Here is a 13123-nt window from a genome sequence, read left to right as displayed (position 1 = left end):
CCCCCGCGCCCGACGGTGGAAGCCCTGTTTCCTAACGGGGCGGCTTCCAATAAATGCCGAAAGCAGCGAGTTGCTCTTCCGACTTTCTTACTCGTTCTGCAGCATTCACTTCAGACTGCGCAGCCGTAAGCGCCGCCAGAATCTCGACGGCGGCGAACGCCGGCGCCATGCTGCGAAAGAACGACTGCGAATTTGCCGTAACGATGATGGTCTCGCGCGCGATGCGGGCCAGCGGCGACACGCTGCTATCGGTGATTGCCACCACGCCGACACCCTGCCTGGCCGACTGGCGCGCCACGTCGATCGTCATGCGTTCATAAGGCGACATCCCGACAGCAAGGAGCACGTCGCCGCGCCCCGCCCCCTGCAAGGCATCCAGACCATGTCCGCCGATCTCGCCGACAAGCGTCACCTTGCGGTCGCCGCCGGCCAGAAACGACATGATGTGAACGAAGTGGCTGGCGACCGGATAGAAGGAGCGCGAGCCGAGACCAAACAGATTGCGTGACGGTGCAAGGAGGTCGGCGGCGGCGATGAATTGCGAGGCATTGCCGTACTCACCCAGACTTGAGACCTGCGCAGCGAGCGTGTCGGCGACGACCCCTGCAGTCGAATATCCGGGAACGCCACCCTGGTCGGCACCGTGTCGCGCCGGCTCACCGGCGCCTGTCTCACGCAGCGCGCGCGCATAAAGGCTGCGCATATCCTCGTAGCCTTCAAGGCCAAGCCATCGCGCCAACCGCATCATCGTGCTGTGCGAAACGCCGGCCTGGTGCGCCTGCTCGCGCATCGACATCAGTGCGACATCCTTAGGATGATCCAGCACGAAACGCGCCGCCACCCGCAGTTGCGGCGGCATATTCTCGAAGCGCTCGACCAACAGCTCCGCCAAAGGACCTTGTTCCATTCTGCCATACCCCATTTCCCCCGATGGCAGGTTACTCCTCCTATGGTGGCAATGCAACAGTTGGAACCGAACTGGTTCATATATTCCAAGTGGACTTTCAATTTCGATCATGCTGCCCTAAGCTGGTGTCGCAACCTGCCGGCGTCGACGTGATTCCGGAGTTTGAAACTTGAATGATCCCTCAAGGAGACAATTGATGGCTGCTACCCCTCCCATTACGTCCGGCTCTGCCGGGTCACCGGAACAGAACCTGGACAAGATGATCAAGCATCAGGAGCGCATGTTTGGCCTCGAGATCACAAAAGAGATCGCGAAGTCCCAACATGACATGCTGATGAGCACCGCCAAGACGCTCGGCCAGTCGGCTGAAAAGGCCTAAGGCGGGATTCTCGAACCATGCGCCGCCGCAAGCATCCGGCGGCGCACGTCCACGGCACGAACGTTTCGATGCCGTTGTCAGGCTGCGTCTGAATTGTCATCAGCGGGAGATGAAGTGGCATGACCGCTCATTCTAACGGCAAAGATTGGGCTAGCGGCAAAGATTGGGCTAACGGCCGCACCCCGGCATCGCGACATTCCGTTGCGCTCAGCGTAACGCACGGATTTCACGCGGGCGCCCAACTCAGCCTGGTGGAGCCTCTGTATACGGTCGGCTCAAGCACGGAGTCCGAAATAGTCCTCAGGGACGCCGGCATCGCGCCGGTCCACGCAAGGTTGCGGCGCAAGGGCAGTCAGATTGAAATCGAAGCCGTCGGCGGCGATGTCACGCTCGCCACCGGCGAGACCATCCGTGAAGGCCAGGGCCGCCGCTGCAAGCTGCCGCTGTCGATAAGCATCGGCGATGCCCATATCCGGCTGGTCAACCCGGAACGCCCGCCGAATCGCTGGTCTGTTTCCAATCGCCCCCTGCTGGTTGCGGGCAGCGTTCTCTTTGCTGTCTTCGCTGTTTCCGTCGCCGCCAATGGATTCTCCTTCGCCGAGCCGGACATTGGCAAAAAGCTATCCGATAAACCGATCACAGTGGCCTTCGCCGGCGAGGCCGCGCAGAGTGTCCTGGACGATTCATCGCCGACACTCAGCGCCGCCGACGCGGAACGCCAGCTCAAGCTGCGCCTCGAGCAATCTGGCATCAGCACATTGACCGTTCAGCAATCACCTGGACGGCTCGTGGTCTCGGGCATGATCGCCAATGACAAGAATGCTGCCTGGACCGAAACGCAATCCTGGTTCGACCAGGCGTTCGGCGCGCACATCACCCTCGCCTCCAATGTCATGGTCGGCAACGCCGAGCAGGCTCCGCGCCTGAGGCTGCAGGCGATCTGGTATGGCGAGCGGCCCTATGTCATCGCCACCGACGGCGCACGCTATCATGAAGGCGCATTCACCAATGACGGCTGGACCATCAAGCGCATTGGCGAGACGGAACTTCTCCTGACGAAGGGCGGCGCCACGGTCGCGCTGAAATATCCGTGAACCGCCGGCTTGAAGGGCCGCGATTCGATACGGCAAGGATGGACACAACCGGCCGCGAGGAGCGGCAGGCGGAAGGCGTGCGCGGTCAGGCAATCAACCGTCGGCGGATGAATGGCGTCGACAAGGCCGCAAGCCGGGCCCCGGGGACGACATCGGCCGCTGGCACGGAAAAGCCAGGAACCGCGGAATTCCAGTCCTCTCGGGGTACGGCGGGCGAATCGCTCGACGAGGCGCTCATCAACTTCGTCATGCCGAATATTCCCGAGCCTGCAATCCTGCGTCGCTCGGTACCCATTCTCCAGCATTTTGTAACGCATCTGGTTGCCGGCCTTGAGGGAGGCGAGCCACTCAAGACACTTGCCAGAACGCTGATGGAGGATGAAATCGAGCGTCATCGCGATCTGCTTGGCCGGATACAGGAAGGAATCGAAACCTGACTGATCCGGATGACACAGTGCATCTGCTGCATGTCCTGGGCTATCTCTACGGGTGTCACGGGCAGGCAAAGCGGGGCGCGGCATATCTGCTTATCGCGGCGCAGCTGTCGCCGGGAAATGCCGGCGTTCTGCGCACGCTGGCGCATCTGCTCATACTCGATGGCGAAGCGGACAAGGCGCTTACCACCATTGCCAGGCTGGAGACGCTGGAGGGAATGGACCATCCGACGCTGGCGTTGCTGAAGAGCCGGGCGTTGCTTGTGGCCGGCCGCAAGGCCGAGGCGCACAATGCCTTGCGGAGCTTCCTGTCGCATCGAGCCGCCGAATGACGGTATCGGAGCGCCTTCTGCACTTTCTTGCCAAGCTGTCACGCCGCAGCGATCTGGTCATTGCCATCCTGATGCTCGTTGCAGTGGTGATGATGCTCATTCCATTGCCGACCTTCCTCGTCGACATTCTCATCACCGCCAATATCGCCGTCAGCGTGCTTATCCTGCTGGCTTCGTTTTACGTTTCTCATCCGCTCCAGTTCTCGTCGCTGCCATCGGTCATCCTCATCGCCACCTTGTTCCGGCTGGCGATCACGATCACGACCACGCGACTGATCCTGCTCCAGGCCGACGCAGGCGAGATCGTTTCCGCCTTCGGTAGCTTCGTCGTCGGCGGCAGTATTGCCGTGGGCCTGGTGATCTTTCTGATCATCACCGTTGCGCAGTTCATCGTGGTTGCGCGGGGTGCGGAACGCGTTGCCGAAGTTGCCGCGCGCTTCACGCTCGATGCCCTGCCCGGCAAGCAGATGAGCATCGATGCGGAGTTGCGCAACGGAGACATCGATCAGGCGGAGGCACGCCGGCTGCGCCAGCAGCTTGAGCGTGAGAGCCAGCTGTTCGGCGCGATGGATGGTGCCATGAAATTCGTCAAGGGCGACGTCATCGCCGGCATTGTCATCATTCTGGTCAACCTGATCGGAGGTTTCGCGATCGGAACGCTGCAGCACGATATGTCGCTGGGCGACGCCGCCGTGACCTACTCACTGCTCACGGTGGGTGACGGGCTGATCGCGCAGATACCGGCACTGCTTGTCGCTGTGGCCGCCGGCACGATGGTGACGCGCGTCGGCAGCTCGGACGGCACGAGCGACCTTGGCAAGCAAATTACCAGCCAGCTGCTGCGCGACCCCCGTGCGCTCGCACTCGCCGCGGTGATCATGATCGGCCTTGCCGTAGTGCCGGGCTTTCCGCCCCTTGTGTTCCTGATCCTTGGTGCCTGCTTCGGCGCGGGCGCCTATGCCATCAACCGCCGCACCGCGCGGGAAGCCGAATTTAGGGATATCGACCAGACCGCGGTGGCCGAACAAGCTGGAAAACCGGCGTCGCTTTCATCAACGTCCGTGGCTGCACTGCCTTCTTCATCCCGCATCGTCGTGCGCTTCGGAACCGAACTCGGACGCTCGGTCCCGGAACCCGAATTCGCCACGCTCGCTGATGGCGTGCGCCGCGAGCTTTTCGGCGATCTCGGTGTCGACGTTCCGGCCATCGGCCTGCAGGTCGACGAGAAGCTTTCAGCGAGAAGCATGCGCATCGATCTGGAGGGCGCACCTATCCTGGATGCCGAAATCCCCGCCGACCGCGTTCTTGTCGAAGCGGACCCAACGCATCTCGATCTGCTCGATGTGACTTACGAAAAGGGTTCTCCGATTGCCGGTCACCGCAAATTCATGTGGGTCGACGATCGCCACCTTTCGGCGTTGAAGGAAGCCGGCTTCGTCTTCTCCACGCCAGCGCAAACAGCGGCCAAATGGACCGGAAATGCACTTCGGCTCTATGCCGGCCATTTCGTCGGGATCCAGGAAACGCGCAGGCTGCTGTCGGACATGGAGCCGGACTATGCGGATCTGGTCAGACAGGCGCAGGAGATCGTGCCGCTGCAGAAAATCGCCGAGGTGCTTCGGCGACTTGTCGGCGAAAACGTGCCGATCCGCAACCTGCGCCTGATCCTCGAAGCGCTGATCGAATGGGGTCAACGCGAACAAGACGTCGTTCTGCTTACGGAATATATCCGCACGTCCTTGAAACGCCAGATCAGCTTCCGCTTCGCTGGCCGCAATAACATCATCGCAGCCTATGTTCTGCAGCGCTCGGCCGAGGATATCCTGCGAAACGCGGTGCAAAGCACATCGACCGGCACGTTCCTGAACCTTTCGGATGACGATGCACAGGCATTGATCGCCGAAATCGAACGAGCCTTGTCGCAGAACGCCACCGATGTCTCACCGGTCGTCCTCGCGGCGATGGATGTACGCCGTCATATGCGGAGCCTGCTCACGCACAATGCCATCGAACTTCCGGTCCTGTCCTTCGGGGAACTCGCACAGGAATTCAACGTCCAGCCATTGGCCACGATATCCGGCCGCTCGGGCATGGCACGCAACGTCTCTCGGTCGCTGCCATCGGCTGAGGCGAAAGCCGGACAAGAGGCAGCCTCATGATGCCAGCCGGGCGGATTGGGACAATTGGGGGAACTACATGCTCAACAGGGGAACGGCATGACAATTCACGATACCGCAGCAGGCGTTCGATCCGCCACTTTCGCCGGGCGGATGCGCTGGCTCGCTATCGCGACGGTTGGCGTCTTGCTGGCGTTCTTGTTCACATATGCCGACGCGACGGCACAGGATGTGTCGCCATTGCCGAGCCGGCCAACGGTCGACCTGCCGGTCGGGCAAGGACGCCTGCTGCGTTTCAATGAACCCGTCGAATCCGTCCTGATCGCCGACACCACGATCGCCGACCTTCAGGTCGTGTCGCCGGGGATGGTCTATGTCTTCGGCCTGAAGCCCGGCCTGACCAACCTCATTGCAATCACGGCCGATGAGCGGGTCGAGGCAACGGCCCAGTTCCGCGTCACCCCCGATCTCGCGCCTGCGAACGAAGCGAAAGCCGCGATGCAGCCGAACTCGGCGACAAATCTCTCGATTTTCGGGACCCGCATTGTCGCGACCGGCGAGGCAGGAGGCGTCGAGGAGGCAACGGATGTCGACAATATCGCCCGCACGTTCTCGCCGCCGGAACAGCCGCCGCTGAACAACATGACCGTGCAGGGGTCGCAGCAGGTCAACATCCGGGTCCGTTTCGCCGAAGTCTCGCGCACTGAGCTGCAGTCGTACGGCGTCGACTGGTCTGTCGGGTACAGGAGCGGCGGTTTTGAATTCAACATGTTCCAGGACAATGGCGTGCCCTCCGGCACCGGCAATCTTGGTTTGAGCATGGACCAGGCGCAGGGCATCAACTTCGACATCCTCATCGAAGCGCTGCAACGCAACGGCGTCGTCAAGATACTGGCCGAACCGAACCTGACAGCGATGACCGGTCAGACCGCGAGCTTTCTTGCCGGCGGCGAAATCCCGGTTCCGATTCCGCAAGGAACGGACGTCGTTACCGTTCAATACAAGTCGTTCGGCGTTTCCCTCGGGTTCACCCCTACGCTGATCGGCCGCGATCGCATTGCGCTCCATGTTCAGCCGGAAGTCAGTTCCTTGTCGGAAGCAGGCTCAGTCAGCGCCAATGGCTTTGCCATGCCGAGTTTCGTCGTGCGCAGGGCTGACACCACGGTCGAAGTGGCGAGCGGCCAGACCTTTGCGATCGCCGGTCTTTTCCAGCAGCGGACCTCGCGTAATCTGGAAAAGTTTCCGGTTCTCGGCGATGTGCCGGTGCTTGGCCCGCTTTTTCAGTCACAGCGCTTCCAGCGCGAAGAGACGGAATTGGTGATCCTGATCACGCCCTATCTGGTCGAGCCGGTGCGCGACAGCCTCGCCACACCGCTCGACCGTCCGGCAGCCAAGCGCCACAGGAAACGCGCCAATGACGCATCGGCGATGGGCCTGATCATCAAGTAGCGGGGAACCGGACATGCCATTTCGCATCGCTTTTTGCTCAGTTGTTCCAGTGCTGCTTGTGGTCGGCTGCGCCAACATCCGGCAACAGCCGCAGGACTATTCTCCCGGCTACAGCTATGTGTCGACCGACACCGGCGGTTCCGAGAAGGGCGTCGGCGGCTCCGTGCTTGCTCCCAACGCATGTCTGAACGAACCGGCCGATGACGACCGTTCTGCGGCTGCGACCGATCTGACGATCGTCCGCGGCGTCGGCTCCCACCTGCCGCCCGGCTGCGCCAACGCCTACAATCTTCAACGCATGGCCGAAAGGCAGCGCGACCTCGTCGAGGGCCGGCGCATGGGGGCGGCGGCGGCGGCGCCGACGGCAAACGCCGCCCGGCGCTACCTCAATGGCGAAGAGGCGCCGATCGGTGGAGCCAACAGCGGGCCGCCGACGCCGCAAACAACGCTGCCAGTCGAGTGAGCCGATGCGGCCTTGCCCGCGGTGGACTAAAGCGCCTCGCGTCGCGACATGCACCAGCTATCCGCTTGGTTGCGCGTCACAGAGGGTTTGGTTCTTTGACTGAGCCTGAAGGAGGCTGTGATGGTTGCCGTCGACCGATCTCCTCCTGCCAATCTCGAGGGTTTGCGATTAGCCATAAGCCACCACGTCTTCGTCATCCCAGGGCGAAGCAAGGAGCGAAGCGACGCGGCGCAACCCTGGGATGACGAAGGGAGGGATGTTTCAGCCAATCCTAGAGGTTTGCGATTTGCCACTGAAATTGACTGAGAGGAATTGTCGACGGTCGCTGCCGATCGGCCCAACCTGTCAAAATCGCTGTGCAGAGGCACTAGAGCGGTTCATCTTTTCACAGAAACGCAAAAACAAGGAGATGGAGCGGTTCGGCGCAACTCCCCAGGGAAAGCGCTATGCGCTTTTCCCGGGAAAATCGTTTCACACATTTCCTGGAATTGCTCTAGCCGAGGATAGAGCCGAGCGCTTTCGCCCTTGCCTGTGTGCTGCCCTTCGACCGGATGGTTCTGGCACGCGCAAGCAAGGTATTCACCTCCTTGGTCGCCAGGCCGATCGGCGGCGAGGCCCTGACCTGGTCGGCTTGGCCAAGAAGTCCGTAGACCACGACGACGTTGCGCTTGTGGTGCAACTGCGCATTGGGTGCGGCGGAGATCTTCTGGACCAGCGGCAGTGCTGTGGCGGAATTGCCTTCGAGCGCCGCGGCCAACGCCATGTTGCTCTCGACGTCGAGATCCCCCGGCGCAAGTTTCAACGCCTGAGCAAAAGTGGTCTGCGCCTCCGCCGTCTGGCCGGCGAACGTCTGCGCCACGCCCAGCCTGATATAGGCGCTGCTGGTGTTGACCAGCGGCGCGGCCTGCGCGAGCGCGCGCATGCCGGCATCGATATCGCCCGTTTCCATCATCGCCGAGCCAAGCCCGAGCATTGCCCCTCCGTCATTGGGCGCTTTTGCCAGCGCGGCCTGATAGGCTCTAGCCGCCTCGGCGGGATAGCCCGCTCGCATATAGGCCTCGCCCGCCTTGACGAAGGCGCTCGGCTTGGCATCCGGCATCGCTGCCGCGCGCTGGTAGAGCGCGATTGCGGTGCCACTGTCTCCCTGCGCATGGATATCGTCCGCAAGCTTGATCAGACGCTCCGATTGCGACGACGGGCCCTGTGCCTTTGCCTGCTCGGTGTCGGTTTTGGTCGTCTGACAACCGGTCACCGCCAGCATGGCGACGACGGGCAAGAACACGATGTGCAGCCGCATATCCACCTCTCCGTATTCAAGCCCGCCGCACCTTACACACGGCCCTGGCCGACTGGAACCACAACAGTGCGATAAGATTGCAACATGGCCGAAGAAGCTGAGGAAAAGAAACTACCGGCGTCCGACAAGAAGCTTCGCGACGCTCGTCGCAAAGGCCAGGTTTCGCAGAGCCGCGACCTGGCCTCCGGCTTCACGCTTTTCGCAGCGCTTGGCTATCTTTATTTCGCCTGGCCGATGCTGTTCGGGCACCTTTCGGAACTCGTGCAGACCGTGACCACCCCCGGCGATTCGTTCGTTGAAGTCAGCCTGCAGGCTATCCGCCATTCGTTGTCATTGCTGATGCTTGCCACCTTGCCGCTGGTCGGAATCGTTGTCGTTCTCGCCGTGGTCTTCGGCATGCTGGGAACGTTCGGGCCGGTCTTCTCGTTTGAGCCGCTCAAGCCGCAATTCGAACACATAAACCCGGCGAAGGGTCTTCAGAAGATCCTGTCGCTGCGCAACGTCGTCGAGTTCACCAAAGGCCTGGCCAAGGTGGTGTTGCTGGCCGGCCTGTTCGCTTTCCTTTTGATCGCGTGGCTGCAGCCGCTCTTCGATGCACCGGGATGCGCTCCGTCATGCCTGGAGCCAATTATCAAAGCGGTGCTGACACCGCTTGGAATTGCCGCCGCCCTGGCCTTTGTCGTCATCGGCGTGATCGATGTTCCTATTCAGCGCTGGCTGTTCCTGCGCGACATGCGCATGACGACAACCGAATACAAGCGCGAAAACAAGGACCTCGAAGGCGATCCGTTGATTCGACATGAACAGCAGCGACAGCGGCGTGAGGCCGTGATGCAACCGGCGAAGCTGGGCGTGAAAAACGCGGTCATCGTTTTCGTGTCCGGTGACCGCTCAGTGGCATTGCGTTACGTCAGGGGTGAAACGCCGGTGCCGACGGTCGTCGGCAAGGGCCAGGGCCGAGCGGCTGACGAGATGACGGCTCAAGCACGCCAGGCAGGTATTCCGGTGATCGAGGATGCGGCCGTCGCCGGCCCACTCTTCGAAAATACGAACACCGGAGCTTACATCGGCCAGGAGATGTTCCCACCGGTCGTACGCCATCTTGTCCGGCTCGGGCTCACTTGAGCCATGCGCGAACCGACCTTGCCGCAATGCCTGAGCAGCGCGGCAAGGTCAGCAGCGTCAGCCGACTACTTGGCTGAACCCAACAGGACGTCGAGATCGACCGCGTCTGCCATTGCCTTGTATCCCGCGTCGTTGGGATGGAGGTTATCGCCGCAGTCGTAGTCGTCGCGCAGATACCCCGGCTTGGCCGGGTCTTCCATCACCTTATCGAAGTCGACCACGCCATCGAAGCCGCCGCCGGTGCGGATCCATTCGTTCACCGCGACGCGAATCTTTTCTTTCTCGGGCGTGTAGTAACCCTCGGTGGGAAGTCCTTTGAAGGTTTCGGCGAAGGGGGTCAACGTCGCGCCGACAATGCGTATGCCATGGGCGTGCGCGCGATCGATGAGTTGTTTGTATCCGGTGATGATGTCTTGCGCCGTCGGTTCCTTGTCGTCCGGCGTGATTGCATTTTCGCCGGGCCAGCCGATATCGTTGATGCCCATCATAAGGACGACGGTCGAGACTTTGGGATGGCTCAGTATATCAGAATCGAAACGTCCCAAGGCATTGACACCCATACCGTCGGTCAACACGCGATTGCCCGAAAAGGCTTCGTTGACCACCGCGACCTCGCGGTTGGCCTCCTGCAATCGCTTGGCGATATGGTCTGGCCAGCGATTGTTGGCGTCGGGGGTCGAGCAATTCCCATCGGTGATGGAATCCCCGAAAAACACGACCGCCTGGGATTCCGGCGCGGCATCAACCCAAATGTCGCTCAGAAACAGGCGTGATTTGAGTGTGCTGTCAGCCTTGAATGCCGCGTCGTTTGCGAAATTGCCCGGGCCGGAGATGTAGGCGGTTTGCACGCCATCCCAATGCACCGACGACAACGCCGTCTTCTTCGGCAGGAAAATGCTGACCGAGATTTCGGAAAGCGCTTCTGCCGAGAGAGCGATGGGGTCGCTGAGAATCGGAGCTCCCGGCGGAACGACCACAGAACTATTGCCGCCCCAGGTCAGAGGCTTCAAGGTCGCCTGATCGACCTTGCCGCCCTTGCCTGCTATTGCGACGCTGCCGGCGCCGATGGTCAGCGGCTTTTCGCCGAAAGCATTCGACAGCACGACCCGCACGCTATTGCCGCCAACGCTGATGCGGGCGACCTGGCGGACGGTCTGGTTCTCCAATACCTCCGGCACGCCGAAAGGCGCAGGAAGATCATCCGACCAGCGCGGAGCAGGTGCGGCAGCCCAAGTGGTGATCCAGGCTGCCTCTTCGGCGCCTTGTGCCGAAAAACCTGCAATCGCGGAACCGGCCGCCGCAGCTGCACATATCAGGATGATCTGACGTCGACGCCGTTTCCTCCCTGCGGCGGTAGAAAGCTCCGATGAAACCTTATCCGTGAAAACCAAAGGCCTGTTAAGCCGCATTTTTATCTCCTCCTCGAGACATGCTGGTAATGCCGCCGCCGGGCTCATTATGACGGGCTGCCTAGGGAATGAAATTCGACTTCCGTGGCAATTTTGGACCAGCGTCAGGAGCAAGGATTTGCGAGCGTGGAAACTAGTTCCTCTGGACAGTAATTTTGACAGTTGGGCCGATCGGCAGCGACCGTCGACAATTCTCTCAGCCAATTTCAGTGGCAAATCGCAAACCTCTAGGATTGGCTGAAACATCCCTCCCTTCGTCATCCCAGGGCGGAGCAAGGAGCGAAGCGACGCGGCGCAGACCCTGGGATGACGAAGACGTGGTGGCTTGTGGCTAATTGCAAACCCTTGAAATTGGCAGGAGGAGATCGGTCGGCGGCAACCATCGCAGCGCCCTCGCCGGATTCACTGGCGGACATCGATCCTGGGGCCCAATGTCTGGGTCATGACCCGCCGCACGACCTTGCCATCCGCCACATCGAGGCAGACGGTATCGACCAGGTATCGATACGCAACAATGTCGCGAGGCTCCAGCGCCTCAAAAGCGCGGTGCAGGAACGGCATGGAATAATGATGGTGTGGATAGAAGTTATAACCGACCGCAACAGCCGAGCTCGCCAGGTTCACGGCGCGATTGTGCTGGCCAAGAATAAACGGCGCCGGGCGGGCCGCATCGTAGTCAGGCGGCGTGATCGGCTGTTCGACTGGATAGGCGCACTCGTTCGTAAGCTTCATGATCTCGTAGTTGGACGAGGCAATTTCCGACGACTTCGGCCCCACCTTCCTGATCCCGATCTGGCCCCAGGCTGAGGTCGGAACGTGGCCGGATTCACGACGATATTCCTGATAGCCGAAGTGACGGGCATAGAGCAGATAGGAGGCGTCGCGGAAAAAGCTCGGTGCGACCCGCACCCAGTCACCTTCTTTCGTCAGCGCCTCGAAATGTGCTTGCCGGATTTGCCTTGAATCGTACCAGCCGAGCCGCGCGTTATAAAAGACCGCGTCGCCGAAAATGGTGACAACAATCCCGGTTACGATGGCAGTCGTGGAAAACGAACTTTCCTTCATTCTCGTCAGAGCCGCGACGATCAGACTGTTCAAGATGATCCAGTGCAGAAAAAGGGCGCCGCTCAGAAGGAAGATCCCGATATGCATGATATCGAAGAATGCGGTCAGTCCGATGAGCCACCGCCGGCGCAAAAAAGCGAGAAAGCATAGAAGCTGCGCAGCAAGGATAACGACATTCATCGGAATCTGGACCGCCCTGACTGCTTCATAGGCATGCGCGAGCAGCGATTCGGAAAAGCCCAACGGGGCCGCGCCTAAGCCGTACCCGGCCAGCATGATGGAACTGGTCGGGTTCTCGAGGATCCAGCTCAACGGCCCTCCGTCAAGCGTGACCTTGGCCATCCCGGACATGAAGTAGTTGCCAAAATGGGCGCCGATCCCGGCCAGCAGCAGTATTCCGGCAGCCTGGGCCGCGAAATTCCTGGTTCCGAGTTCGTCAAGGCTGGGCAGGTTCCTGGTGAAGGGCTTCAGCCGGCTCAAGCTCTGCAGCAGACCAAGGCCCAACAGGCCACAGGCCAGGAAGAGACCGACCTCAATCAACGGCGCATAGTCGTTGCGGCCCAGTTCCGCAGCATCGGAAACTGCCCGTGTGACATCCTTGTGAAAGGCGAAATAGACCATCGGGAAAATGGCAAAGGATGGCCGCAGGATCGAAAGAAGCGCCGCCGCAAGCGCGATCAGGCGACCATATGTGAGTGCATTGCCCAACGCGTCGGCGCGAGCCGCGTCGGCAATGCCGAGTTCGTCTCCAAGCCCGAAGCTGAAGAGGCCCAGCGTTATCGCCAGGCCGACCACGATGATGCGCGCAGCCCGCGCCTCGGCGGGATAGCGCACGAATGCAAAAAGGCAGCAAAGCAGAGCCAACCCGATGGCGCTGACCGTGGCGAGGGCAGGATCGTGCCACGCCACGCGGGACGCCGCCTTCTCGTACAACAGGATCGGAACGACCCCGCACAGGAACGGGAAAAAAAGAAGGGCTGCAAGGACATAACGCTCAACGGGTGAACGCTCGATGCCGACTGACGGCCAACGCCGGGCGCTGCCCGCTCCGA

General features: G+C 61.1%; 13 protein-coding genes. 9 read left to right on the top strand and 4 right to left on the bottom strand.

Going from position 1 to position 13123, the window contains the following annotated elements:
• Positions 1 to 31 precede the first annotated feature (31 nt).
• Positions 32 to 892 (bottom strand): MurR/RpiR family transcriptional regulator, encoded by an 861-nt coding sequence (locus AC0L2R_RS14315; RefSeq protein WP_473509695.1) that lies wholly within the window; start codon positions 890 to 892, stop codon positions 32 to 34.
• 211 nt (positions 893 to 1103) lie between these two features.
• Here AC0L2R_RS14315 and AC0L2R_RS14310 point away from each other — a divergent pair, with 211 nt between their 5' ends.
• The 7 genes from AC0L2R_RS14310 to AC0L2R_RS14280 all read left to right on the top strand — a co-directional run bounded on the left by AC0L2R_RS14310 (position 1104) and on the right by AC0L2R_RS14280 (position 7175).
• A complete protein-coding gene (locus AC0L2R_RS14310; RefSeq protein ID WP_135901656.1) occupies positions 1104 to 1286 on the top strand; it encodes a hypothetical protein in 183 nt (60 codons plus the stop codon).
• 119 nt (positions 1287 to 1405) lie between these two features.
• Positions 1406 to 2380, top strand: coding sequence for a SctD/MshK family protein (locus AC0L2R_RS14305; protein ID WP_473509694.1), 975 nt, complete (start codon positions 1406 to 1408; stop codon positions 2378 to 2380).
• A 107-nt stretch (positions 2381 to 2487) separates the two neighbouring features.
• Complete coding sequence (locus tag AC0L2R_RS14300) at positions 2488 to 2817, top strand: hypothetical protein (protein ID WP_473509692.1); 330 nt, start codon at positions 2488 to 2490, stop codon at positions 2815 to 2817.
• A 17-nt stretch (positions 2818 to 2834) separates the two neighbouring features.
• Entirely contained in the window at positions 2835 to 3146 is a 312-nt protein-coding gene (locus AC0L2R_RS14295) for a tetratricopeptide repeat protein (RefSeq protein WP_473509690.1), read from the top strand.
• Positions 3143 to 5305 carry a type III secretion system export apparatus subunit SctV gene (sctV, locus tag AC0L2R_RS14290; protein ID WP_473509688.1) on the top strand — a complete coding sequence of 721 codons (2163 nt, stop codon included), beginning with the start codon at positions 3143 to 3145 and terminating at the stop codon, positions 5303 to 5305. The genes AC0L2R_RS14295 and sctV overlap by 4 nt, the downstream gene beginning before the upstream one ends.
• A 57-nt stretch (positions 5306 to 5362) precedes the next feature.
• Entirely contained in the window at positions 5363 to 6712 is a 1350-nt protein-coding gene (locus AC0L2R_RS14285; RefSeq protein ID WP_473509686.1) for a type II and III secretion system protein family protein, read from the top strand.
• 13 nt (positions 6713 to 6725) lie between these two features.
• Positions 6726 to 7175: a hypothetical protein gene (locus AC0L2R_RS14280; protein WP_473509684.1), complete on the top strand. Its 450-nt coding sequence runs from the start codon at positions 6726 to 6728 to the stop codon at positions 7173 to 7175.
• Between the two features lie 493 nt (positions 7176 to 7668).
• Here the strand turns inward: AC0L2R_RS14280 and AC0L2R_RS14275 are convergent, their stop codons facing one another.
• Entirely contained in the window at positions 7669 to 8472 is an 804-nt protein-coding gene (locus AC0L2R_RS14275) for a tetratricopeptide repeat protein (RefSeq protein WP_473509682.1), read from the bottom strand.
• An 84-nt stretch (positions 8473 to 8556) separates the two neighbouring features.
• Here AC0L2R_RS14275 and AC0L2R_RS14270 point away from each other — a divergent pair, with 84 nt between their 5' ends.
• The gene (locus AC0L2R_RS14270; RefSeq protein WP_473509680.1) at positions 8557 to 9597 is read left to right on the top strand and encodes an EscU/YscU/HrcU family type III secretion system export apparatus switch protein; all 1041 of its coding nucleotides are present in this window, start codon (positions 8557 to 8559) and stop codon (positions 9595 to 9597) included.
• 65 nt (positions 9598 to 9662) lie between these two features.
• Here AC0L2R_RS14270 and AC0L2R_RS14265 read toward each other — a convergent pair whose 3' ends face one another.
• Both AC0L2R_RS14265 and AC0L2R_RS14260 read right to left on the bottom strand, forming a co-directional pair.
• On the bottom strand, positions 9663 to 11054 hold the full coding sequence (locus tag AC0L2R_RS14265) for an SGNH/GDSL hydrolase family protein (protein ID WP_473509678.1): 1392 nt from the start codon (positions 11052 to 11054) through the stop codon (positions 9663 to 9665).
• A 354-nt stretch (positions 11055 to 11408) separates the two neighbouring features.
• Positions 11409 to 12692, bottom strand: coding sequence for a hypothetical protein (locus AC0L2R_RS14260; protein WP_473509677.1), 1284 nt, complete (start codon positions 12690 to 12692; stop codon positions 11409 to 11411).
• Between AC0L2R_RS14260 and AC0L2R_RS14255 the strand changes: the two genes are divergently transcribed.
• Entirely contained in the window at positions 12672 to 13076 is a 405-nt protein-coding gene (locus AC0L2R_RS14255) for a hypothetical protein (RefSeq protein ID WP_473509675.1), read from the top strand. The two genes, AC0L2R_RS14260 and AC0L2R_RS14255, sit on opposite strands and share 21 nt — an antisense overlap.
• Positions 13077 to 13123 lie beyond the last annotated feature (47 nt).

The sequence above is a fragment of the Mesorhizobium sp. WSM4820 genome, from assembly GCF_055811075.1.
Note: the sequence above shows the minus strand (reverse complement) of the source record. Positions and strands in the feature narration are given on the sequence as shown.